We start from the raw sequence: 22,246 nt of genomic DNA on the forward strand, positions 1-22,246 counted from the left end.
TTGTTCGCCCAATCAAAGGAAAAACATCGGCTCTATTTTTATAATAAGGCTACAAGAACAATAAGGAGTGCATCGAAGTGAATATTTTAGAAGCCCATAAAATTCATAAAAGCTACGGTAATAAGTTAAATATGCAGGAGGTTTTAAAGGGAATTGATATCGTCATTGAAGAAGGGGAATTTGTCAGTATTATGGGAGCCTCCGGCTCAGGTAAAACCACACTACTGAATGTTCTTTCCTCTATTGATAAAGTGAGCCAAGGTTCCATTAAAATCAATGATATCGAAATGACGAAAATGAAAGAAAAGCAACTGGCTGAATTTCGCAAACAGCATTTAGGCTTTATTTTTCAAGAGTATAATCTGCTGGATACGCTAACCGTGAAGGAGAACATTCTCTTACCGTTATCCATCACCAAAACGCCTAAAAAAGAAGCCAACCAAAAATTTCAGGAAGTAGCCACAGAACTGGGAATTTATGAGCTCAAGGACAAATACCCCAATGAAATCTCGGGTGGACAGAAGCAGCGAACATCTGCGGCCAGAGCGTTTATTCATGAGCCCAGTATTATTTTTGCCGATGAACCTACGGGTGCGCTGGATTCCAAGTCGGCCTCCGATTTATTAAATAAGCTGGGCCAGTTGAACCAAAAACGCAAGGCGACCATTATTATGGTCACGCATGATCCTGTCGCAGCCAGCCATTGCAGTCGGGTCATTTTTATTAAGGATGGGCAGATGTATACGCAGCTTCATAAAGGCGAGCAGGAAAGACAAAGCTTCTTCCAGGATATTATGAAAACCCAAGGGGTCTTAGGCGGGGTCCAATATGAACATTAATCTGCTCATTCTAAAGAATTTGAAAAAAAATCTAAAGAATTATTACCTGTATGTTTTTGCTCTCATTTTTAGTGTTGCGCTCTATTTCGCTTTCGTCACATTACAATACGATCCTTCCATGGACGAAGTGAAGGGTTCTGTTAAAGGGGCAGCTTCCATACGGGCAGCTTCCGTTTTACTGGTCGCCATTGTCTGCATCTTCCTTTTATATGCTAATAATATCTTTATAAAAAGACGCAGCAAAGAAATTGGCCTATTTCAATTAATCGGAATGACCAAAAACAAAATTTTCCGCATCCTGAGTGCTGAAAACTTAATTCTATACTTCAGTTCCCTGTTTATTGGAATCGGAGTTGGATTTTCCTTTTCCAAATTAGTGATCATGATCTTATTTAAGACGACAGGCGTCGAAGCCATTGCCACTCTATATTTCTCTAACCAAGCACTGATTCAAACACTCATCGTTTTTTGTATCATCTACCTGTTGATCATGCTCATGAATTATTCCTTTATCAAGAGACAAAGTATTTTATCTTTGTTCAGAGTGAACTCAACCACCGAAGGGAAAATCAAGAAAATAACGATCTATGAGATGATCATCGGGATCATTGGCATCTCTCTCATCGCTTTAGGTTACTATGTTTCCTCCAAATTATTTGGCGGAGACTTTACATCCATGAATGAATTGTTTATGGCTATGGTGTTTATTTTGGGCACTGTCATCATCGGAACACTACTTTTTTATAAAGGATCTATCCGCTTTATTTCCAATATCATCAGAAAAAGTAAAGGCGGCTATTTGAACATTAATGAGGTGCTATCTCTCTCATCCATTATGTTCCGCATGAAATCCAATGCTTTGTTGTTGACCATTATTACAACAGTATCGGCACTTGCCATCGGTTTACTTTCCTTAAGCTATATCGCCTATTATTCTGCGGATCAATCAGCTGAGGACAATGTACCTTCCCATTTTGCAATGACGAATGAACCGGATGCTGAGAAATTCAAAACGTTACTTCAGGAGCATGACATAAAGTATCGTGAGAAGAAAATTGAAGTTATTCAAGTCAGTGTGGACACAGTGCAAATCATGGAGACTCCTCTGGAAGGATTAAATATCGGTGCGAATTCCATGACGTTGCCTGTCATAAGCGATCAATCTGTGGAGGGTACGGATGTATCTCCAGGTCAAGCAATTTTAATGGGCTATAATGATCTGTTACAGAAATTTATGTCCTTGAAAAACTTTGGTCCATTGGATTTGAAGGGAAAAAAAGAAGTCATACATCAACAATATTTGGGTCTAAAAAAGGAGTATGTGATTCCCTACTATTTTACAGCCGGGGGGGTACCCACTGCCATTGTAGACGAAACCATATTTGAGCGGTTAAAGAAAGATGTAAATCCTAAGATTCAAAAGAAATCATCCTTATATATTGGAATTGATATGATAAGTGCAGAACAGATTGAAGAAGCCAATCGTCTCTTTGCAGCTGCGGATTTTAATGATCAACAAACATCACGCCTTGAAATGAGCAGCAATCAGAAGCGGAACATGGGAGTGATCATGTTTGTAGTTGGATTTTTAGGACTCACCTTTCTCATTACATCAGGCTGTATCCTTTATTTTAAGCAAATGGATGAGAGCGAAGACGAAAAAGCCAATTACACCGTGTTAAGAAAGTTAGGGTTCACTCAAAGTGACCTGCTTAGAGGCATTAAAATAAAACAACTCTTTAACTTCGGCATCCCATTAGTGATTGGCCTTTCACATAGCTATTTCGCCGTCCAATCCGGCTGGTTCTTGTTTGGAACTGAAATTTGGATGCCTATGATCATCGTTATGGTGCTGTACACCGCCTTATATTCCATTTTTGGGATACTATCCATCCTGTATTATAAAAAGGTCATTAAATCAGCATTGTAATTGGTAAAAAGCAAAAAAGTCCCAGGCGAAAGTGCTGGGGCTTTTTCAAATATTTGAGCATTTTCGTTCCTACATGTACAATAAAATAACTATCATCGTAACCCCAAAGGGGGAGAGCTTATTTTATTATTAATCATCAATGGCATCGGCATCTTAGCCAATATCATACTTGGTTCCTCTGTAGGCGTGGCTATTATCGTAGGAATCGTCTTTTTCCTGATTGGCTTGCCTGAGTTTAAAAAATCGCCGAGACTTACGAAAGAGGCTAAAAAAGATATCACCTATATTATGTCAACCCTATTAACTCTTCTTATATTCGTAGTTATCGTTTCTTGGAACCTCCATACTTCAGGTGACCTGTTTCTTGAAGGTCCGCTAACACCGCAAATGAAGTTTCACTGGGGACAAAAGGTGTTGATGCTAGGATTACTGGAGGGTTTATGGGCTGTCATCAGCCTAAAATGGCTGTTGCCCATCTTTTTTGATCCGCTGGATCTCAGTAAAAAGCAGATCCTTGTTTTAGTGAGCGGGATTGTATTTAGTGTGGGTTCAGGTATTTATGCCATGCTTGAAGCAAGTTAAAAATGCTTAACGCAAAGGTTCAAAACCCTCTGCTTGCTTCAGAATTCGCTCAATTTCCACGCATGTCTCCGGTTGTAGCGTCACTTCGACTGCTTTCACATTTTCTTCGATTTGTGCCGGTTTAGTAGCCCCAATGAGTGCAGCGCTGATACCCGGTTCTCTCAGAATCCAGGCAAGCGCGAGCTGTGACAGGGTGACACCCAAGCCCTTCGCCAGCTTATCCAGCTCTTGGACACAGTTTAGAACGGTATCGTTCATGTAACTGCTGATGACATTATTGACCGAGGCATCAGCCCCGCGGCTACCCGTCGGTAAAGGTTGTCCAGGCTTGTATTTACCCGTGAGGATCCCTTGAGCCAGAGGCGAAAATACAATTTGGCCGATACCTATCTGCCCGGATACAGGAAGTACCTCATGTTCGATATAACGTTCGAACATATTATAGATTGGCTGATTGGCAATCAGCGGGCGCAAATTAAGCCTTTTTCCAATCCCATAAGCATCCGTGAGCTGGGCAGCACTCCATTCACTGACAGCAGCGTACAGAATCTTCCCCTGAGCCTGAAGGTCATCGAGCGCTCGCAGCGTCTCTTCCAAAGGAGTATCCGAATCATAACGATGACAGAAGTACATGTCGATATAATCCGTACCAAGACGCTTCAGACTCGCTTCACATTGCTCCATAATGTGCTTGCGTGACAGTCCCCTGTCATTGGGACCGGAGTCCATAGGGAAGTACACCTTGGTAGATAACACATAGCTCTCTCTTCGATAAGGCTTCAAGGCAGCTCCCATAGCCTTCTCGCCTTCTCCCCGGTTATACGCGTTCGCGGTATCAAAGAAATTAATCCCGAGTTCAAAGGCTTTGGCAATACAGGTATGAGCTGCTTCCTGCTCGGCGGCTGTACCGTACGTCAACCAGCTCCCTAGACCGATTTCACTAATTTTAAGACCACTGTTGCCCACATTTCTATATTTCATATCTACTCCTTCTTTCATAAGAAGATCATATTTTTATATTTTAACATGTAAACCCTTTCATTAAAACAAATGAGGATTTTGCAAAATCCTGAAATAATAAAGGATTCATGGAGTTACATGAAGGACATCTACCATCCAACCTATTTGGATGGTAGATGCTCATAGCCTCACAATCTCAAATCATGTCTACTTGCTTCCTACAGGGAAAAGCGCATCATAGGCAGGACAAGGCAGTTTGTCGAGGAACTCCTGAAGCTGCTTCGGTTTATTTTTGTAAATATCCTTTAGGGATGTTCCATTATAAATATTGCCGATGACCACAGGATGGCATAGCTCACAGATCAGGATGTCCCCGTTCCCGTGAAGATGGAGCTGTTTTTTACCATCAACGCAGTTGGAAAAATAAACACCCGGCTGCTCCTTGAAGCCCAGTGCTTCTGCAAAACGGTCCATACAGGTGAAATACAACACAGTATCGTCCTTTTTATGTGCAATCAGGTCATGAACGGAACGAATAAGCGCTTCCTTGGTAGAAATAGCGTTCCAGTTCGTATGATCCATCACGATACTGTTTTGGATTTCATGGATGCGCACACCGAGTTCATATACCTTTTCGCTAATAGCTGGCATGTTATTCTGCGTCTCGGCAAACAGCAACGTCTCCAGCACCGTTTCTAGCTTGGCTTCGGTACATAACCGAATATTCTGTACAATTTTCTCATACATGCGAGGATGTACATGATAATAGGCTGCATACTTATCGGCATCCGTGAAGTTGAAGGAGATATGAATATTGGAAAGTCCTGCATCACGCAGTTTCTCAATTCGTTCAGGGCTGAGCAAGCTGGCATTGGTATTGAGCTGGGTTGCGATGCCCTTGCTTGAACAGTGATTCACGATATCCAGACAATCCTCATATTTCAAGGTCACTTCTCCCCCGGACAGTCGCACACGTTTTAACGTTGGAATGTCATCAATAATATCAATGACCTCTTTGCTGCTGATGCATTGCCCGTCGTTCCGCTGATACGCACAGCAGTAATCACACTTGAAGTTGCAATTGGAGGTAACCCCGACTTCCAGTCCCTCCAGCTCGTAGATGCCCGGCTTTTCCAGTTCAAGTGCTTTATATTTGTTGTCTATACTCACTTTCTCATGATCCTCCCAATCTCAGGCTTGTGTCTTGAATTCCCTTGAGATTATACAGATGGGAGCGGTTTGTAGATATGACATTGGTAACGGCGGGCTACTTGACAGAAGTAAGAAATTCTTTATCTACATACTTATAAGCCTCAAATAAACCTTGAGAGCCATAAGGTACATCTAATTCATGTCCATTCAAAGTAATATAGGATTGCCCTGTTACAGCTAACTCCTGATGAAAGGGATCTATCTTTTTAATGTTTTCAACATTTGTAAATGAAAAAACCCATGTCTCAGCATTCGTAGCCAAGTCACCCGCTGCAATGACTATCTCGTTAGTTCCATCATGATCAAAGTCGTAAACACTCGCTTGAAGCCTATAGCCTGCTTTCAATTCCCCAAACTCGTCAAAGGCTTCCGATTCTCCAGTTGAAGACAGGTCGAGCGGCCAACCTGTAGACTCGGAAGGGAATACCACCAACGTTTTCACCCCGTTAGGATGATCCATCCCTTTTCATAAATTTCAAACCCCGTTCCTTTCACATTTATCCTACTAATATTCCATAAAACAATGGTGCTATGTAATTTCCATAGATAATAATAACATATATTGAATAGTGCCCTTGATTCCGACACATGCCCTGCAATTGTGAGCAATATGTGAACTAGGCATACTTCTCATTCCCAAATCCATACTGAATATATCTGTTGGTAATGGAGGCGGGAATTATGGATAAAAGGATGAATCTGCTTATGTTCAGCGGCGATTATGATAAGGCAATGGCTGGACTGATTCTGGCAAATACAGCTCGGGAGCTGGATGTGGATGTGACGATGTTTTTTGCGTTCTGGGGACTATTTCTGGTTCGTGACCCTGACAAGATGACGTTTGAGGACAAGACGATTTATGAAAAAATCATGGGCTGGATGACTCCAAAAGGACCCGAAGAGCTGCCATTATCCAAAATGAATTTTAGCGGCCTTGGCAAGCTGATGCTGACGGAAATGATCGAAGATAACGAAGCCCCGAAGCTCATTCATTTCTTGAAAGGAGCGCGAAAGAAAAATGTAAAATTTTATGCCTGTAAGCTATCGGTCGATATTATGGGTTTTAAACCGGAAGAATTTATACCTGAACTGGAAATTATCGAGGCCAAAACGTATCTAAAAGATGCGCTCGAATCCGATATGCAGTTGTTTATATAAGATAGACCTACTGCCTTATCCCGCTTTTGGATGAGGCTTTTATTGTGACTAAATGATGACACTCGCCTATTTTTTTTAACCCATTCGGGCCTACCTACGTACCCTAAGAAGACAGAACGACTTGGGAGGCGCCGTATGCTCATGGCTCGAATTGGAAGCAGTAATTGTAGGTATCAGCCTTCTAACGAGGCTTATTTCCAAAGGTATCGTGAAAGTACAATCGGATATCATCAGACCTTTGAATCTCCATACGGGCAAAAAAAGCTGATTTATGCGGATTGGGCAGCCAGCGGCCGTCTGTATGGACCCATCGAGTCGAAAATAGCTAATGAATTAGGCCCTTTTGTGGCGAACACGCATACGGAGTCTAATTTGACAGGAACTCTGATGACCCAAGCCTATGAAGAAGCGAAACAAATCATTAAAAACCACGTTCATGCCAATGAACATGATATCATCCTGTTTGCTGGGTCTGGTATGACAGGTGCAGTGAATAAGCTTCAGCGACTGTTAGGATTGAAAATACATGAAAATTTAAAGCCTCTCTACCCCATCGCCGAAAAAGAACGTCCCGTTATTTTCGTTACCCACATGGAGCATCATTCCAATCATATTTCCTGGGCAGAAACCATTGGAGACGTTGTGTGTCTTCCTCCGGGTTCCGGCGGAATGGTCGATCCAACTCATCTCGAACGACTGCTGCTTCAATTCCGGCATCGCCCTATCAAAATCGGCGCCTTTACCGCTTGCTCCAATGTTACAGGGTTCGAAGTGCCGATTTACCAGCTAGCCCGCAAAATGCACGAACATGGTGGCGTTTGTTTCGTTGATTTTTCGGCAAGCGCACCTTATACCGAGATCAACATGCACCCCACAGATCCGCTTGAGAAACTGGACGGGATTGTATTTTCACCCCACAAATTTCTTGGGGGTCCCGGTACAAGCGGCGTTTTAATTATGGATTCGAGGCTGTGCCTCCATTGTGCTCCAGATCAGCCCGGAGGGGGCACAGTTAGCTGGACCAATCCTTGGGGTGGATACGAGTATAAAGATAATATTGAGGCCCGTGAGGATGGAGGGACGCCTGCCTTTCTACAGGCCGTTCGAACCGCGCTCTGCATTCGGCTGAAGGAACAAATGGGACAGAAGCGCTTGTTGGAGCGCAAAAAGGAACTGACATCATTATTACTAAAGAGCTTGAGTACCATACCAGGGCTACACATTTTAGGAGGAAGCAGCCAAGAACGAATGGGAATCGTTTCTTTCGTTGTCGGCCCTATTCACTATAACCTGATTGTAAAACTATTGAATGATCGGTTTGGCATTCAGGTCCGGGGCGGCTGCTCTTGTGCAGGCCCCTACGGACATTATTTGCTGGGCATCGACCCACAAACATCTAAACAAATGACAGACCTGATCCATGCGGGAGACTTATCTCGAAAACCCGGCTGGGTGCGTCTGTCGCTTCATCCCATGATGACGAATCAGGAAGTCTCCTATATCGTCTCTTCCATACGGGCAATCGTGGAAAACATCATGACCTGGCAAAAAGATTATACCTATCAACCAGATACAAACGAATGGCGATCTATAAATGAACATCACAAAATAGACATCAGCAAATGGTTCAATTTTAGCGATTAAGAGACTCCTGTCCGTTCCCTTCCTTCAAAACTCTCATAGAATATTCCGTAGGATTAATATATGAGGAAAGAAGTGACGACAATGGGTTTCAATTTTCGCAACAGTACTAATGCGGCTATCTATATTGCTTACGCTTATCCGAACTTCAACTGTAGTCCTATCAACTATGCCAAGATTGGCTGGTATCGTGTAGATCCTGGGCAGACAAGAGAAGTTTGGAGTGGATATGCCGGAGGCAATACGTTCTATTACTATGCCGAAAGTAGCTTTGGACGCACATGGTCAGGTTCTTATTTTACCCAGCTCCCTAGCCAGGCCTTCCATTGGTGTTGGAACGTAGGATGTACGACCTGTAGGAATTTAGGTATGCGGCGGATTCCTGTCAGTCCAATCTACGCAAGTTACACCATCAACCTGGTTAGCAGCGCTAGCCAAAGCGCACCTCAATCCGGGAATATCCGCATAGCCTTGCCTTCCAAACAAAGCACAGAAGGATCCTTAGTCGTAAGAATACCTAGAACGGCTAAAAAATTGAAACAGGGAAAACCTCTGTCATCCAACCGTGTTGCAGTACCTACAAGACTGAGAAAGAATTGATGTAGAATTCCTAATTCGCAACATTGCATGAGATCTAAAGCAGTCATATTTTTTATTAAAAGGAGCGACCTCACTCCCATGGTCTGCTCCTTTCTCTTTTATCTATGAAGTAATTCCGTTTATTTACTTTCGGATTCCCACTTGGATATCTCTTCACGAACCCGTGGTGCTACCTCTGTTCCCAATAGCTCAATTGCTCTCATGACATCGTCATGCGGCATCGTACCGACAGGTACGTGGAGCAGAAAACGTGTAATGCCTACTTGTTTACGCAGATGAATAATTTTCTTGGCAACCATGTCGGAATCACCTACATACAACGCTCCTTCAAAACTGCGTGCAGCATCGAAGCTGGAGCGAGTGTAAGGACCCCAACCCCGTTCACGCCCAAGCACATTCATGCTCTGCTGAGTGGAAGGGAAGAATTTATCCGCTGCCAGCTCAGTCGTCTCTGCGATAAAACCATGTGAGTGTGATGCAACCGGAAGCAGCGATGCATCATGACCAGCATGCCTAGCGGCTTTTTTATACAGTTCCACCAACGGAGCAAACTGTACAGGACTACCCCCAATAATCGCCAGAACCAACGGCAATCCTAGCAAGCCTGCACGAACCACAGATTCCTGATTACCCCCACTCCCAATCCATACAGGCAACGGATTCTGAACTGGACGCGGATACACGCCCAAATTATGAATTGCAGGCCGATGTCCGCCTTTCCAGGTAACTTTCTCGGATTCCCGTATTTTCAATAACAGCTCCAGCTTTTCATCGAATAACTCATCGTAGTTATCCAAATCATACCCAAATAACGGGAACGATTCGATAAAAGAACCCCGGCCTGCCATAATCTCAGCTCGTCCATTCGAAATGCTGTCCAGTGTAGCAAAATCCTGAAACACACGTACAGGATCATCCGATGAAAGCACCGTAACTGCACTGGTTAACCGAATTCGTTGGGTCTGCGCAGCAGCAGCAGCGAGGATAACAGCCGGAGCAGATGCTGCATAATCTTTACGATGATGCTCCCCCACGCCGTACACATCCAGCCCTACCTGATCTGCAAGCACAATCTCCTCGACAACTTCACGTATTCGTTGTGCATGACTGATGACCTCACCCGTTTGGGGATCCGGCGTTGTTTCTACAAACGTGCTTATCCCTATCTCCACTTGTTCTACCCCCTATTTTCATGCCCTATTCTCATACGGCTGCTTTCAAAGCCAATCATTTTAAAAACCGATATCTTTATATTGAACCTTTTTCGCATCTTTTTCAAGCTCTCTTTTTCTGAGTCTGAAAACCAGTCAAGGGAAGTGTCTAGATTCGCCGCAGGAAAAGAAGTCTCTTTGTCGAATATTGTATGGAATAAAGAAGATTCCCATCCCACAACATGAATACAACAAGGAGGCACATACATTTATGGCTTTTGTCATTAACAATTTAAAGGATAACAGCAATGTTGCCATCACTGACCAATTAGGCGGATTTACGGTACTGGAATACATAACAGATTTGAGTTCCACCTCGGTGGAGGCTGCAAAAAACAATTACTATATGAGCAAAAGTAATATGCGCCGCAAACAACTCATGATCGAAATCAATAATAGTGAGATTATGATGAAGGCGGGAGCCATGCAATATACTGTGGGTAGCATGGAAATGACTACCGGTGTAAAAGGCGTTGGAGGCTTAATGCGAAACTTGGTGTCCGGTGCTGTAACCGGGACAGGTGCCATTAAACCACACTATAAAGGCACGGGTACCATCATGCTGGAGCCTACCTACCAATATATTTGGCTTATTGATGTGGACAATGATGATATTGCCATCGAAGACGGCTTGTTTTTGGCTTGTGACACGACGCTAGACATATCCGTCGTTGCACGTAGTAATCTTTCCTCTGCTGCACTGGGCGGAGAAGGGTTATTTAATTTAAGCGCCCGCGGAAAAGGAGTGCTGGCACTTCAAGCGCCGATCCCTTCCGAAGAAGCGGTCGTTATAGAATTGCAAAATGATGTGCTGAAGGTGGATGGTAACTTCGCCCTCATGTGGTCCAATACCTTACAGTTCACCGTCGAAAAATCCGGGAAAACCAAAATGGGCTCGGCTGCTTCCGGCGAAGGGCTGGTAAATGTGTACAGGGGAACAGGAACCGTATGGTTAGCACCATTATAAACATAAGAAAGGAGAAGCCCCGGCTTCTCCTTTCTTACATTTTAATTCTTTTTTACAAACTCCGATTTTAGCTTCATTGCTCCAAAACCATCAATTTTGCAGTCAATATCATGATCGCCATCCACCAGACGGATGTTTTTTACTTTGGTCCCGATTTTCAAGACGGATGAGCTTCCCTTCACTTTAAGGTCTTTAATGACCGTTACAGAGTCACCATCCTGCAGGATGTTACCATTCGCATCTTTGACGACCCTTACGTCTTCACTGCTTGCTTCTAACTCGGTAGACCACTCATGAGCGCATTCCGGGCAAATGAAAAGACTGCGATCCTCATAAGTGTACTCTGAATTACATTCAGGACAATTTGGTAAACTAGACATGGTATTATGTACTCCATTCATTTTCAAATTCTACTGCAATGCTAAGCTTCCTTGATAGACCAAGCCTGCTCCAAGTCTCCCTTGGAGTTCCCTACAAGTATATTGGATAAACAGTCACGATTCCACTCATGGATGAAATTAATCTGAGTTTTGTACCGATACGTAAGCGCCCTGCCTCTGAAAATACCCAGAGGGTGAACATGTAACTAAAACGGATGCTGGCCTCTCTAGGCAGCATCCGTTTTAGTCATAAGCAGTATCATATGTTGAAATTGTACTCTACGGTACGTTTATTATGCTTGGTTTTGCTTGATCAGTTCACTCATTCCTTGGCTAAGCGGCGTAAGGGGGCGTTTCAACAGCTTCTCGAAATCGTTGCTTACGACATCCAGGGCTCCTTCACGAATCGCTTGTTGAATGCCGACCACAATAGGGATTGCACCTTCCGGGACTCCCGCACCGAGCATAACCTCGGCATACGTAGCATCATCCACCTGCTGTACAGGAACGTCTTTGCCCAGAACCTCAGCCAGTATCGCTGCAAACTCTTCTTGGGTAATCGGCTTACCGGAGAGCTCGTATATTGTATTCTCATGCCCTTCGCCAGACAAAACAGTTGCAGCTGCTTGCGCATAATCTGCGCGGGTAGCCCAACCTACTTTACCGGACCCTGCCGAGGTTAGCCAAGGAGCCCCCGCGAGTACGGATTGGATCGTACCTGCCTCATTTTCCAGATACCAATTATTACGCAGGAAGGAGTAAGGAATACCTGACTCACGAATGAACTCCTCCGTGATACGATGTACGGGTGCAAGGAATAGAGTGCTGTCAGCGGCATTGGCAGCGCTAGTATAGGCGATGAAGCCTACTCCAGCACGTACAGCAGCATCAACAGCCGCTTTATGCTGACGGATTCTAGTATCATTATCCCCGTCTGCGGATATAATCAGCAACCGGTCTACTCCAGCAAACGCCTGATCCAGCGTCTCCGGTTTATCAAAGTCGCCATGACGAACGTCGACGCCACGAGACCTTAAGTTCTCTGCTTTTTCTGGATTTCTTACGCTAACAATAAGATCGTTTGCGGAGACAAATGTAAGCAACGTATCTACCACGATGGAACCCAGTTGCCCCGTTGCTCCTGTTAATGCGATTTTCATATGAAATCCTCCATTCAGATTTTATTTACTTTTATATAGTAACTAAAAATATAACACATGTCTAATCTAGAGTCTAAAGGTCTGCTTTTCGGGTAAGAGTGGGTAACCCAAACTTTCCCCAGAGAAAGGAACCTGTATATGAAGAAAGCTATGATCATTGTAAATCCCTCTTCTGGCAAAGAGGAATCCCTCCAACATGTCAGCAGCGTAGAAGAAATTCTACGTGATCAAGGATACGTTGTTACGGTTAAAGAGACGGCAAAGGAACTGGACGCCACCCGTTTTTGCGTTAATGCGTGTGAGGAAGCTTGTGACCTAGTCGTTTCCATCGGTGGGGATGGCACACTTCACGAAACCATCAACGGCTTCATTGATCAAGACCATCGTCCACGACTGGGTGTCATCCCCCTTGGGACAGTCAATGATTTTGCCCGTGCCTTGCACATTCCGCTAAGTCCTGAGCTGGCGATCCGTACACTGACTTCTACCCGCGTGAAAAACGTAGATACGGGCCTCTTAAACGGCCGAATGTTTGCCAATGTGGTTGCCACAGGTTCGCTTGCTGAATCGCTATCAGCTGTATCATCAGACGATAAATCCATGTTTGGCACGTTTGCCTACTTCAAAGAAGGCATGAAAGAGCTTATCAGCCATCCTGCCCACTCACTTATCGTCCGCTATGATGACAAGACCTGGGAAGGGAAATCTCCACTCTTTTTGGCTACGTTAACCAATTCAGTTGGCGGATTCGAGAAACTGGCACCCGATGCGGCTGTTGACGATGGTCTACTTCACTGCTTTATTTTCAAAAACCTCAATATATTGAACACCGTGACGGCCAGCATATCCTTATTTTTAGGCAACCTGAAGGATCATAGTGATATCGTTTACTTTACCGCAAAGCATGTAAGTGTCAGCTCCGCAGAACCGGTCAGTACGAATGTAGATGGTGAGGAAGGGCCGTCTTTGCCTATCGAGCTTGGTATTTTACCGCGTCATATCGAGGTAATTGTGCCGGAAGAGGTTTAAGTAATGCGGTGCTGGTCCTCAAGCTTGAGGATCATACTCGCTCAATTTCCCCTCGTAGATCAAATGGAATCGATCACTTTGACGAAAATTATCTGGTGTAACAAGAGCGGGCAGTTTGTTCCATATTTTTATGCCGGATCGCTGTAAAATTTCCGCGACGAATTGGGAACAAAAATAAGAATTGCTGAACTCGACTGGTTCTTTGAGTGCAATACCGATCAAACCCAGTAAGTTATACATATATTTTTGACGACTTCGGATAAATACATGTAAAACTCGCTTCATTTTTTCAACTTCACGGTCGGTTACTTGAAGCTCGTAGATAACGCATGTTGTATTCGGAAATCTGCTGTATGTACCTGTCTTAATATCCTCTTTCACGAAACCACCATCCAGAGGGTTATTAGGGGTCTTTCTTCCGAAGCTGTATAACTCCGAAAGTTCCCGGTTGAAGGAAATGGAGGCGTGATTGTATGGCGCTCTCGTATAGCTTTTAATGACTCTCGTAAGAAACGTTCCCGTATTCGTAAGCAAGATAAAGACGGATTGATCTGCTACCATTTACGAAATTTCCCCTTATCAAGTTTGAATTATTCCTTCATAATAACATAGGAACCCTAATGGAACTCTATTTCGCGATAAGTTGGTGAGTGGTAATGGATAGTTCGCTATTAACGTTAATCCTTATTTTTACAGCCTTATTGGTCATCCATCTGATTTACATAGTAGTAGTCAAAACACAGCCAGACAAAGACTATGCAGCTATTGGGCTTCGCATCAAGACATGGTGGGGCATGTTCTTTATCTTTTGCTTGGCAACTCTTTTCAATCCGATCGTTTCACTGCTTTCTTTGATGGCACTCACCTTTTTTGCGCTAAAAGAATACTTTTCCATGATTAGATCCAGAAAAGCGGATCGCAGATTGTTTCTATGGGCATACTTGGCGATTCCCGTACAATTTTATTGGATTTATATCGGGTGGTACGGAATGTTTATTGTCTTTATCCCTATCTATGTATTCTTGCTGCTACCGCTTCCGCGATTGATCAACAAAGGAACGGTTGGTTTTTTGCGCAGTGTCAGCTCGACCCAATGGGGACTCATGCTGATGGTTTTCGGGTTGAGTCATCTGGCCTATTTTCAGTTTGCTACGCCGCAATACGGAGCGAAACTTGTACTTTTTCTAGTGGTACTGACGCAGCTCAATGATGTCGTACACTATCTAGCATCACTCTATTTCGGAAAACGGAAAATCGTCCCGACATCCAATCCCAATATAACTTGGGAAGGCTTTGCATTCGCTTTTCCCGTAACTACAGCGGCCTCCTATCTCATCTATCCCTACCTGACGCCGTTTGACCTGAAATTTGGAATTATTTTCGGCATGCTGATCAGCTTGAGCGGTTTCTTCGGCAGCTTAACAGTTTCCGTGCTGAAGCGGGATTTATTAATCGGCGATGATGATAAGTTCGATGCTTTGAAAAAAAGCTACTTAAGCCGGGTAGATAGCTTGACCTACACCTCGCCCGTCTTTTTTCATGTAATTCGTTATTTTTTTGACTTTATGTAGGATCAACTGTATTTTTCTTGGAATCTCTCTACTCTGTTTTCCTTCATCACTCCACGATACTCTGCTTGCTTCTCACGTTTTCACTTTAGTTAGTCGGGGTAAGTACACTATATCGGAAAAGTCCTTATCCCTTAAAAACAATCTTGAGGAGGCATTAGAAATGGCAGAGCACAATCATGTTGTAAATAAGGAAGGCGAATTGGCATTGAACAAAGTAGATAACGCATTAAATCGGATAGACGACAGCAAAAAGGATGACATTCTGAACAACTTTGATTCATTCAAAAGTTATTTGAGCGACAAGATTAAAATGGCTCAAAATATTGGTCTGAATGAAGAATTGATCGCAAAAGCAGCTGAGAAGATAGCTGGATATCTGGCAGCCAAAGAAGAACCTCGAAACAGCGAGGAGAAGCTCCTCCAGGAGCTGTGGAAAGCGGGGGACAAAGAGCAGCAGCATGCGCTTGCCCATATGCTAGTACGCATGGCACAATCCTCGTAAGAATACATGCTTTAGGAAAAAAAAGAGGCTCCCGGCTGAAACTTCGGGAGCCTCTTTTCTTTGATTCAAGTTCTTATCGCATTGAATTAATGCACCTGATCCAGCAATTGATATGCTTCTTCCTTCGTTTTAACCGCCAGGAGCGCTTCTCTGAAATGATCGTCCATCAGCTTACGCGATAACATTTGCAATACTTTCAGATGCGCATTTTCCTTGCTATTGCGCGGTACGGCAATCATGAAGATCAGTTTTGCTTCACTTCCGTCTGCACTATTCCAGTCAACACCGCCCTGCTTGATGCCGAAGACCACGCTTGGCTTCAGGACCGCTTCCGATTTGCCATGAGGAATGGCAATATTCATTCCAATGCCTGTGGAGCCTTCTTCCTCTCTGGCTAATATCGCCTGTTTGAAATCACTGGCAGAGCTTACGGCTCCAGTTCTCTCAAGTACTCCGATCATTTCATCAACCACAGCATCTCGTGTCGTTCCTTCCAGATCCAAATTAATCAGATCCATCGTTACAATATCCGTCAGTTTCTCAATGTGAATGGCTTGTGGAGAAACGGCTGGCCCATTATTTGTAACAGTTGTTGAAGCAGATGACTCCGTAGCGGCCGTTGTAGTAATCGCAGATTGTCCAGCTTCCCCAGCAGCATCTGGAGTTACAGTTGCTGCAATATCTTTTTTCAGCAAGCTCACCAGGACAACCGATACAGCTACGCCGACAATAACGGCGATAAAGAACATAAGCACATGATCTACTGCACCAAGTACAGCTACAATCGGTCCACCGTGAGCTACCTTGTCACCTACATTCCCCAACATCGCAATGACTGAACCGACCATGGATCCTACCATGATACTAGGAATAACACGTAGTGGATCTTGCGCCGCGAATGGAATTGCACCTTCGGTAATACCGAACAACCCCATTGTGAATGTTGCCTTCCCAGCCTCGCGTTCCGCAGGTGCAAATTTACGTTTATTGATCATCGCTGCAAGTCCCATCCCAATCGGCGGAATACAAATCGCAACGGCGATTGGCCCCATAATTTCATAATTCCCTTCGCCGATCATGGCCGAACCGAATAAGAAAGCAACTTTGTTCACAGGGCCGCCCATATCAAAGGAGATCATCGCACCTAGAATCAATGCCAGTAGAATTGAACTTGTACCTTGCATACCTGCAAGCCAACCTGTCAAAGCTTCAAACAATTGTGCGACCGGAGCACCAATCACAAAGACAAAGATTAATCCAACAATTAACGATGCCAATACAGGGATAATAATTATAGGCATGATCGGCTGTAATGCTCGGCCAACCTTGATTTTTCGAATCCCAAGTGCAACATAACCCGCCAGGAAACCAGCGATAATCCCGCCGATAAATCCAGCCCCCGCCTCACTTCCATAAAAGCTGCCGTTCGCAGCAATGAATCCGCCAATCATACCCGGTGCAAGCCCCGGTCTATCTGCAATGCTCATCGCGATAAATCCGGCGAGGATCGGTATCATAAAGGTAAACGAAGCCGAACCGATATCCTGAACCGTCTTCCAGAATGAACCGTCCGGTATAACCAGACCGCCTGGTGTCTTCTCACCGCCAATCGTCAACGCAATGGCAATGAGCAATCCCCCAATGACGATGAAGGGTACCATATAGGATACACCGTTCATCAAGTGGCGGTAGATGGGATTTTGTTTCGGTTTGTTCTCCTGTGAGCTACCTTCGGCAGAACGTGACTCTGCTTGGTGCACAGGTACATTACCCTTCATCACCCGCTGGATCAATTCTTCTGGACGGCGAATGCCATCCTGTACGCCAACGACCAGCAGTTTCTTACCGACGAAGCGGTCTTTAACCACCGTTTTATCCGCTGCAATAATAATGCCATCTGCCTCACGGATCTCCTGCTCAGTCAGTTGATTTTCGACTCCAATGGAGCCTTGTGTCTCGACCTTCATCTCGACGCCCAGCTTTGCTGCTGCCTTTTGCAGATTCTCAGCTGCCATATACGTATGTGCAATTCCGTTAGGACATGAGGTAATCGCTAATATCTTCATAGTCATTCCCCTTCTCTCTGTTGTTTCCGCTTACATTCATAGTATAAACGCCTATCTTGCTGTTATCGGACGAACTTTTTACCGGAACTTTCGGAAAAACGGAATTATACCAACAAAAAAACAGGACTTATCTATAAGTCCTGTTCCAGAGCACAGCTTTTGATTTTAGTTTATCCCTTCATTCTCCCTAATAATCTCATCGCATCGGTCTCCTTAGATAAGGCATGAACCAAAGCAGGCTGCTCACTGATCAGGGACAATTCCTTAAATAACTGGCGCATTTCTCCCCGCCCATCCTGTTTGACCGCAAGCAAGAACACAAGCTCTACTTTCTCGGTTCCCCAGGTAAGCGGCTGCTTCAAGGTAGCGATTACAATGGAGGACTGCCTTATCCACTCAGAACCGCCATGCGGGATGGCTATGCCTCCCCCAATCGTCGTGGCCGACATTTTTTCTCGCGCCAGTACGCTGTCCACATAACCAGGCTCCACATATCCTTTGTCCTCCAGTATTTGCGCCAGCTTGGAGATCAATTGTTCCGGATGCTGCACTTCCTGCTGGGGAAAGACCAAAAAAGGTGTTGTATATTTAAAAAATACCGATTCTTCTGCTGCCCTATGTTCCGGCTCATCCAGTCGTCGGATCACTTGCTCCAGTCGACGTTCGTCCTTGGCATCCAGCAAGGGAGAGACGAGAATGTGCGGAATGTTCATCTCTGGGAGATCTACAGTGGTAATGACGAGATCCACCTCCTGGGCTGCCAGATAGTCCTGGACTTCTGCTTTGGAAAGGGTTGTCTCCACATGTACAGCCGGAAATTTACGTTCCACCTTGGTGCGTAGCAGTTGGGACATACCGATGCCCATGTGACACACGATGATGGCTCTCTGGGGATGACTCTCTTTCTGGTGCAATCGCTCCACAGAAGCCTGAAAATGCAGCGTTAAATACGCCGCTTCCTCCTCGGGGAATGATAGCCGGGTCCATTTCCCCACCTCTTCCAGTGTAATAATAACTCGGTCGAACATGTAGGGGTACATCTTCTTGATCTCGGCCAGCATAGGATTGGACACGGTCAATCCATATTGAAGACGGTTCAGGGTCGTATATAAATGGACATTCAACCCTTTCAGCAACATCTTATCCTTGGAAAAGGCAATCATATTCAGCTCGGACATCCGCCGGACTAACTGCTCAATCAACTCAGGCAAAAGCGGGTGGCTATCTGCCAGCTCACCTTGTTTTCCTGTTTTTCCCTCCTGCTGGTAACGGAACTTCCCGCTAAGCAGGTGCAGAGTTAAATACGCCGTCTCTTCCTTGGAAAAAGGCACAGCAAACAACTTTTGCAACTGCTGCAAAAAAGACGTAGCCCATGTAAATTCGCGTCTCTCCTGCAAAAAGGCAATGTCCTGCTTGGAGAGCGAAATGGGTTGTCCCATCTTGGTTCGTTTAACCATTAAGAGGATATGCAGCATTAGAGCTTCGAAAGCTTCGTCAGTAAAGCTGAGCTCATGGCGTTTTTGAAATGCTTTTAATTCATGATTTATGGTTGTAATCTCGTGCGATTCAAACTGTTTGCGCATCATCTGTCCTGTTAACTCAGGACTGTCAATCAGCTGGTTCATCCGCGCCAAAGCGATACGCTTATTTTTCTCAGAGCCTTGAATGGTCAATCCAACGCGCTGCTTGGTAATCAAGGCCAGATCAAAGCTGTGCAGCCAGCCATCGATCTTCTCCATATCTCTACGAATCACAGTCTTGTTCACATAATACTGTGAAGCTAGATCCTGGATGGTCACAGGCTTGGCATTCATCAAGAGCCGATAGGCGACATGCAGCACCCTTTCCTCATCCGACTCATGTTGGGCTGTACTCTCGTCCGCATACAGTCGATGGAACAATTCATTATGATCCGCTTCACCCATCTCCAGATAAATGCCGCGTCCCGGCCTTCTCACCAGATTGGCATCAGAATGCTTGACGATATAATCTTCAATTACTTTCAGATCGTTGCGGATCGTCTTTTCAGAGCAGTCGGTCAGATCCGCCAGATCCTGCGCTAACCACAACCGGTCCGGTTCAGTTAACAACAGGCGTAAAATTTCCATTTGCCTTTTATTCATTCCATTCTCCCATCTTCCAAAATAAAGAATGTCCAGGGCATTTCGAGCTATATTTTTGCTGGTTTTGTGTTGACTTTAAGTATACTCCAAGTAGTACATTTAAAGCATGGTGGCCGCCAAATTCAAGAATAATGAAAAGAGGAATCGCTCATGATCATTGGAAAAACAGCTCTTATTACTGGGGCCAACAAAGGCATCGGGTATGAAACAGCCAGACAATTGGGGGGTATGGGTCTTACAATCCTGATTGGCTCACGGAATGAGCAGAGCGGCCAGGAAGCGGTGGATAAGCTGGCTAATGAAGGAGTAGAAGCCCGATTGATTTTATTAGACGTGACGAATCAAAGTACGATTGATTCCGCAGTCCAACAGATCAAACAAGAATTCGGTTCCCTTGATGTACTCATCAACAATGCCGGCATATCTTTAGGAGGAGCCACTCCTCCAAGTCAGTTCTCTTTGGACGATTTAAGAGAAACGTATGAAACGAACTTGTTCGGTTTGGTCGCCGTGACGCAAGCCATGCTACCTTTATTGCAAGAATCCCCATGCGGTAGAATCGTTAACTTGTCGAGTGGCCTTGGTTCTTTAACCTTTAATAGCGATCCTGAGCATGAGCATGCACAATTTAATTTACTTGCCTATAATAGCAGCAAAGCAGCGGTTAATATGTTCACCGTCACCCTTGCCAAAGAATTCAAAGACTCACCTCTCAAAATTAATTCGGCTGACCCTGGCTTTACCGCCACTGACTTAAATGGCTTTACAGGACCGGGCTCGGTACAGCAAGCTGCTGCTGTCGTTGTTCGTTTAGCCACTTTAAATAATGACGGGCCGTCAGGAGGGTTTTTCGACTCGAATGGAGAAGTGCCTTGGTAATCGTTACAATTAAGGAGTGGGATACTTTGCAGGAAATTCCAGAGACCATAACCTCTATTAGTCAAGCTGCAGAACTAACAGGTTTAACAGAAGATACCATACGCTATTATGAGCGAATTGGCTTGCTGCCTTATGCGGAACGAAAGGCTAACGGACACAGGTTCTACAGTAGAGATCAGATTCTCGGAATTATCTTTTTAACCCGATTAAAAGCCACTGGGATGACCCTAGAGGAAATGAAGCATTATCGAGAACTTTCGGAGCAAGGTAACATTACCCTTCCTGACAGATACTCCTTACTTGAAAAACATAATCAGAAGATTCAACAAGAAATTTCCAGACTGATGGAAACCCAAAAAATTATTGAATATAAGCTCAACCATTATCGTGACCTCTCTACCAATCCTGATCTTAGCGACACGAATTGCAACCCTACAACACACAGCACCAATCCCCTTTTTTAAGGGGTTTTTTTATTTTCAGCGGGAGATTGATGGAGCTCTCTTAATTCCCTATAATCCAAATATAGTATGAATTTCTAGGGGGAATAACGGTGATCACCTATGTGAGATGCAATGACGTCAGTATGGAACACATTTTTCAAGCGTTTTCGCTTGGGTTCTCGGATTATTCCATTCGCCTGACCATGGATCAGGACGATTTCGCAGCACGTTTTTTTGGTCCAGAGGGTAATACACGGAATCACTCTTTCCTTGCCATGGATGAGGATCAACCGATCGGCTTAATTCTCGGCGGTGTCCGGCAGTTCGACGGGTACAAGACCATGCGTTGCGGCACGCTATGCATCGCTCCGGTTTACCGCGGTCAGGGGATTAGCAACAAGTTGCTGGAATTACATAAACAAACAGCCATCTCCGCGGGTTGCCAGCAGCTATGGCTCGAAGTCATCAAGGATAATCATCGGGCCGTCAAATTATATGAAAAGCAAGGCTATCAGCCACACTATACGCTGAAATACTACAACGGCACTCTGCCCTCCGCCCCACCCGCTGCCCTCTCATCTTCGTATATTCTTAAGGAAGTTACATTTGATGACATCGCAGCTTTTCGAAAGACCCTTATCGACTGCCACATCCATTGGCAAAGTGACACACCTTATTACGCCACCAGTAGACAGGAAGCTTTTCTCGGCATCTACGAAGTAAATCAAACGTGCCTCGGCATGGTGAGCATGAGTGCTAAGGGTAAAATCAACTTTCTTTGGGTCGATCCTAAGCATCGCAACCAAGGATTAGGATGCGCCCTCCTTCATAGAGCAGCAGAGATCCAAAAGATTGAGAAGGTGAACATCTGTCTGTCTGACAATGACTCTCTTGAAGGCTTTATCCAAAAAATAGGTCTCTCGAAAGACTCCATTGAGCAATATGAAATGGGTATGCTGCTGAAGGTCGATCATGTTGTACAATGATCAACCT

Annotated in this window: 22 protein-coding genes; 13 read left to right on the forward strand and 9 right to left on the reverse strand. The window is 44.6% G+C overall.

The window, feature by feature from the left end; translation table 11 throughout:
• Positions 1-77 precede the first annotated feature (77 nt).
• The 3 genes from ACWGXJ_RS24620 (at position 78) to ACWGXJ_RS24630 (ending at position 3,351) form a co-directional block, all read left to right on the forward strand.
• Positions 78-839: an ABC transporter ATP-binding protein gene (locus ACWGXJ_RS24620; RefSeq protein WP_061829789.1), complete on the forward strand. Its 762-nt coding sequence runs from the start codon at positions 78-80 to the stop codon at positions 837-839.
• Complete coding sequence (locus ACWGXJ_RS24625) at positions 829-2,769, forward strand: FtsX-like permease family protein (RefSeq protein WP_452567783.1); 1,941 nt, start codon at positions 829-831, stop codon at positions 2,767-2,769. Before ACWGXJ_RS24620 ends, ACWGXJ_RS24625 begins: the two co-directional genes overlap by 11 nt.
• A gap of 186 nt (positions 2,770-2,955) precedes the next feature.
• A complete protein-coding gene (locus tag ACWGXJ_RS24630) occupies positions 2,956-3,351 on the forward strand; it encodes a hypothetical protein (RefSeq protein ID WP_254326310.1) in 396 nt (131 codons plus the stop codon).
• Positions 3,352-3,357: 6 nt separating this feature from the next.
• Here the strand turns inward: ACWGXJ_RS24630 and ACWGXJ_RS24635 are convergent, their stop codons facing one another.
• The 3 genes from ACWGXJ_RS24635 to ACWGXJ_RS24645 form a co-directional block, all read right to left on the reverse strand.
• The gene (locus tag ACWGXJ_RS24635; protein WP_452567784.1) at positions 3,358-4,332 is read right to left on the reverse strand and encodes an aldo/keto reductase family protein; all 975 of its coding nucleotides are present in this window, start codon (positions 4,330-4,332) and stop codon (positions 3,358-3,360) included.
• Between the two features lie 186 nt (positions 4,333-4,518).
• Positions 4,519-5,481, reverse strand: a complete 963-nt coding sequence (locus tag ACWGXJ_RS24640) for a radical SAM protein (protein WP_061829785.1) — start codon at positions 5,479-5,481, stop codon at positions 4,519-4,521.
• A gap of 97 nt (positions 5,482-5,578) precedes the next feature.
• A complete protein-coding gene (locus ACWGXJ_RS24645; protein ID WP_452567785.1) occupies positions 5,579-5,965 on the reverse strand; it encodes a hypothetical protein in 387 nt (128 codons plus the stop codon).
• Positions 5,966-6,204: 239 nt separating this feature from the next.
• Here ACWGXJ_RS24645 and ACWGXJ_RS24650 point away from each other — a divergent pair, with 239 nt between their 5' ends.
• The 3 genes from ACWGXJ_RS24650 (at position 6,205) to ACWGXJ_RS24660 (ending at position 8,922) form a co-directional block, all read left to right on the forward strand.
• Complete coding sequence (locus ACWGXJ_RS24650) at positions 6,205-6,681, forward strand: DsrE/DsrF/DrsH-like family protein (protein WP_023991039.1); 477 nt, start codon at positions 6,205-6,207, stop codon at positions 6,679-6,681.
• A gap of 135 nt (positions 6,682-6,816) precedes the next feature.
• Positions 6,817-8,325: an aminotransferase class V-fold PLP-dependent enzyme gene (locus tag ACWGXJ_RS24655; RefSeq protein WP_452567786.1), complete on the forward strand. Its 1,509-nt coding sequence runs from the start codon at positions 6,817-6,819 to the stop codon at positions 8,323-8,325.
• A gap of 81 nt (positions 8,326-8,406) precedes the next feature.
• Positions 8,407-8,922: a DUF1036 domain-containing protein gene (locus ACWGXJ_RS24660; protein WP_452567954.1), complete on the forward strand. Its 516-nt coding sequence runs from the start codon at positions 8,407-8,409 to the stop codon at positions 8,920-8,922.
• Positions 8,923-9,041: 119 nt separating this feature from the next.
• Here ACWGXJ_RS24660 and ACWGXJ_RS24665 read toward each other — a convergent pair whose 3' ends face one another.
• Positions 9,042-10,094: an LLM class flavin-dependent oxidoreductase gene (locus tag ACWGXJ_RS24665; RefSeq protein WP_452567787.1), complete on the reverse strand. Its 1,053-nt coding sequence runs from the start codon at positions 10,092-10,094 to the stop codon at positions 9,042-9,044.
• 250 nt (positions 10,095-10,344) lie between these two features.
• Between ACWGXJ_RS24665 and ACWGXJ_RS24670 the strand changes: the two genes are divergently transcribed.
• Positions 10,345-11,100 (forward strand): AIM24 family protein, encoded by a 756-nt coding sequence (locus ACWGXJ_RS24670; protein WP_068939217.1) that lies wholly within the window; start codon positions 10,345-10,347, stop codon positions 11,098-11,100.
• A 41-nt stretch (positions 11,101-11,141) separates the two neighbouring features.
• Here the strand turns inward: ACWGXJ_RS24670 and ACWGXJ_RS24675 are convergent, their stop codons facing one another.
• Positions 11,142-11,480 carry a zinc ribbon domain-containing protein YjdM gene (locus tag ACWGXJ_RS24675; protein WP_452567788.1) on the reverse strand — a complete coding sequence of 113 codons (339 nt, stop codon included), beginning with the start codon at positions 11,478-11,480 and terminating at the stop codon, positions 11,142-11,144.
• Positions 11,481-11,773: 293 nt separating this feature from the next.
• Positions 11,774-12,640 carry an SDR family oxidoreductase gene (locus ACWGXJ_RS24680; RefSeq protein WP_452567789.1) on the reverse strand — a complete coding sequence of 289 codons (867 nt, stop codon included), beginning with the start codon at positions 12,638-12,640 and terminating at the stop codon, positions 11,774-11,776.
• A 138-nt stretch (positions 12,641-12,778) separates the two neighbouring features.
• Here ACWGXJ_RS24680 and ACWGXJ_RS24685 point away from each other — a divergent pair, with 138 nt between their 5' ends.
• Positions 12,779-13,669 (forward strand): diacylglycerol/lipid kinase family protein, encoded by an 891-nt coding sequence (locus ACWGXJ_RS24685; RefSeq protein WP_452567790.1) that lies wholly within the window; start codon positions 12,779-12,781, stop codon positions 13,667-13,669.
• Positions 13,670-13,687: 18 nt separating this feature from the next.
• Here ACWGXJ_RS24685 and ACWGXJ_RS24690 read toward each other — a convergent pair whose 3' ends face one another.
• A complete protein-coding gene (locus ACWGXJ_RS24690) occupies positions 13,688-14,230 on the reverse strand; it encodes a hypothetical protein (protein ID WP_452567791.1) in 543 nt (180 codons plus the stop codon).
• 95 nt (positions 14,231-14,325) lie between these two features.
• Between ACWGXJ_RS24690 and ACWGXJ_RS24695 the strand changes: the two genes are divergently transcribed.
• On the forward strand, positions 14,326-15,240 hold the full coding sequence (locus ACWGXJ_RS24695; protein ID WP_061829775.1) for a phosphatidate cytidylyltransferase: 915 nt from the start codon (positions 14,326-14,328) through the stop codon (positions 15,238-15,240).
• A gap of 160 nt (positions 15,241-15,400) precedes the next feature.
• Positions 15,401-15,742 carry a DUF3243 domain-containing protein gene (locus tag ACWGXJ_RS24700; RefSeq protein WP_452567792.1) on the forward strand — a complete coding sequence of 114 codons (342 nt, stop codon included), beginning with the start codon at positions 15,401-15,403 and terminating at the stop codon, positions 15,740-15,742.
• 86 nt (positions 15,743-15,828) lie between these two features.
• Here the strand turns inward: ACWGXJ_RS24700 and ACWGXJ_RS24705 are convergent, their stop codons facing one another.
• Together ACWGXJ_RS24705 and ACWGXJ_RS24710 are read right to left on the reverse strand one after the other, a co-directional pair.
• The gene (locus ACWGXJ_RS24705) at positions 15,829-17,808 is read right to left on the reverse strand and encodes a fructose-specific PTS transporter subunit EIIC (protein ID WP_452567793.1); all 1,980 of its coding nucleotides are present in this window, start codon (positions 17,806-17,808) and stop codon (positions 15,829-15,831) included.
• Positions 17,809-17,978: 170 nt separating this feature from the next.
• A complete protein-coding gene (locus tag ACWGXJ_RS24710; protein ID WP_452567794.1) occupies positions 17,979-19,931 on the reverse strand; it encodes a BglG family transcription antiterminator in 1,953 nt (650 codons plus the stop codon).
• Between the two features lie 150 nt (positions 19,932-20,081).
• Here ACWGXJ_RS24710 and ACWGXJ_RS24715 point away from each other — a divergent pair, with 150 nt between their 5' ends.
• The 3 genes from ACWGXJ_RS24715 to ACWGXJ_RS24725 all read left to right on the forward strand — a co-directional run bounded on the left by ACWGXJ_RS24715 (position 20,082) and on the right by ACWGXJ_RS24725 (position 22,239).
• Positions 20,082-20,810: an SDR family oxidoreductase gene (locus tag ACWGXJ_RS24715; protein ID WP_452567795.1), complete on the forward strand. Its 729-nt coding sequence runs from the start codon at positions 20,082-20,084 to the stop codon at positions 20,808-20,810.
• Positions 20,804-21,274 carry a MerR family transcriptional regulator gene (locus ACWGXJ_RS24720; RefSeq protein WP_452567796.1) on the forward strand — a complete coding sequence of 157 codons (471 nt, stop codon included), beginning with the start codon at positions 20,804-20,806 and terminating at the stop codon, positions 21,272-21,274. The genes ACWGXJ_RS24715 and ACWGXJ_RS24720 overlap by 7 nt, the downstream gene beginning before the upstream one ends.
• 89 nt (positions 21,275-21,363) lie before the next feature.
• Complete coding sequence (locus ACWGXJ_RS24725) at positions 21,364-22,239, forward strand: GNAT family N-acetyltransferase (protein WP_452567797.1); 876 nt, start codon at positions 21,364-21,366, stop codon at positions 22,237-22,239.
• The last annotated feature ends 7 nt before the right edge of the window (positions 22,240-22,246 follow it).

Source organism: Paenibacillus sp. S33 (assembly GCF_053615415.1).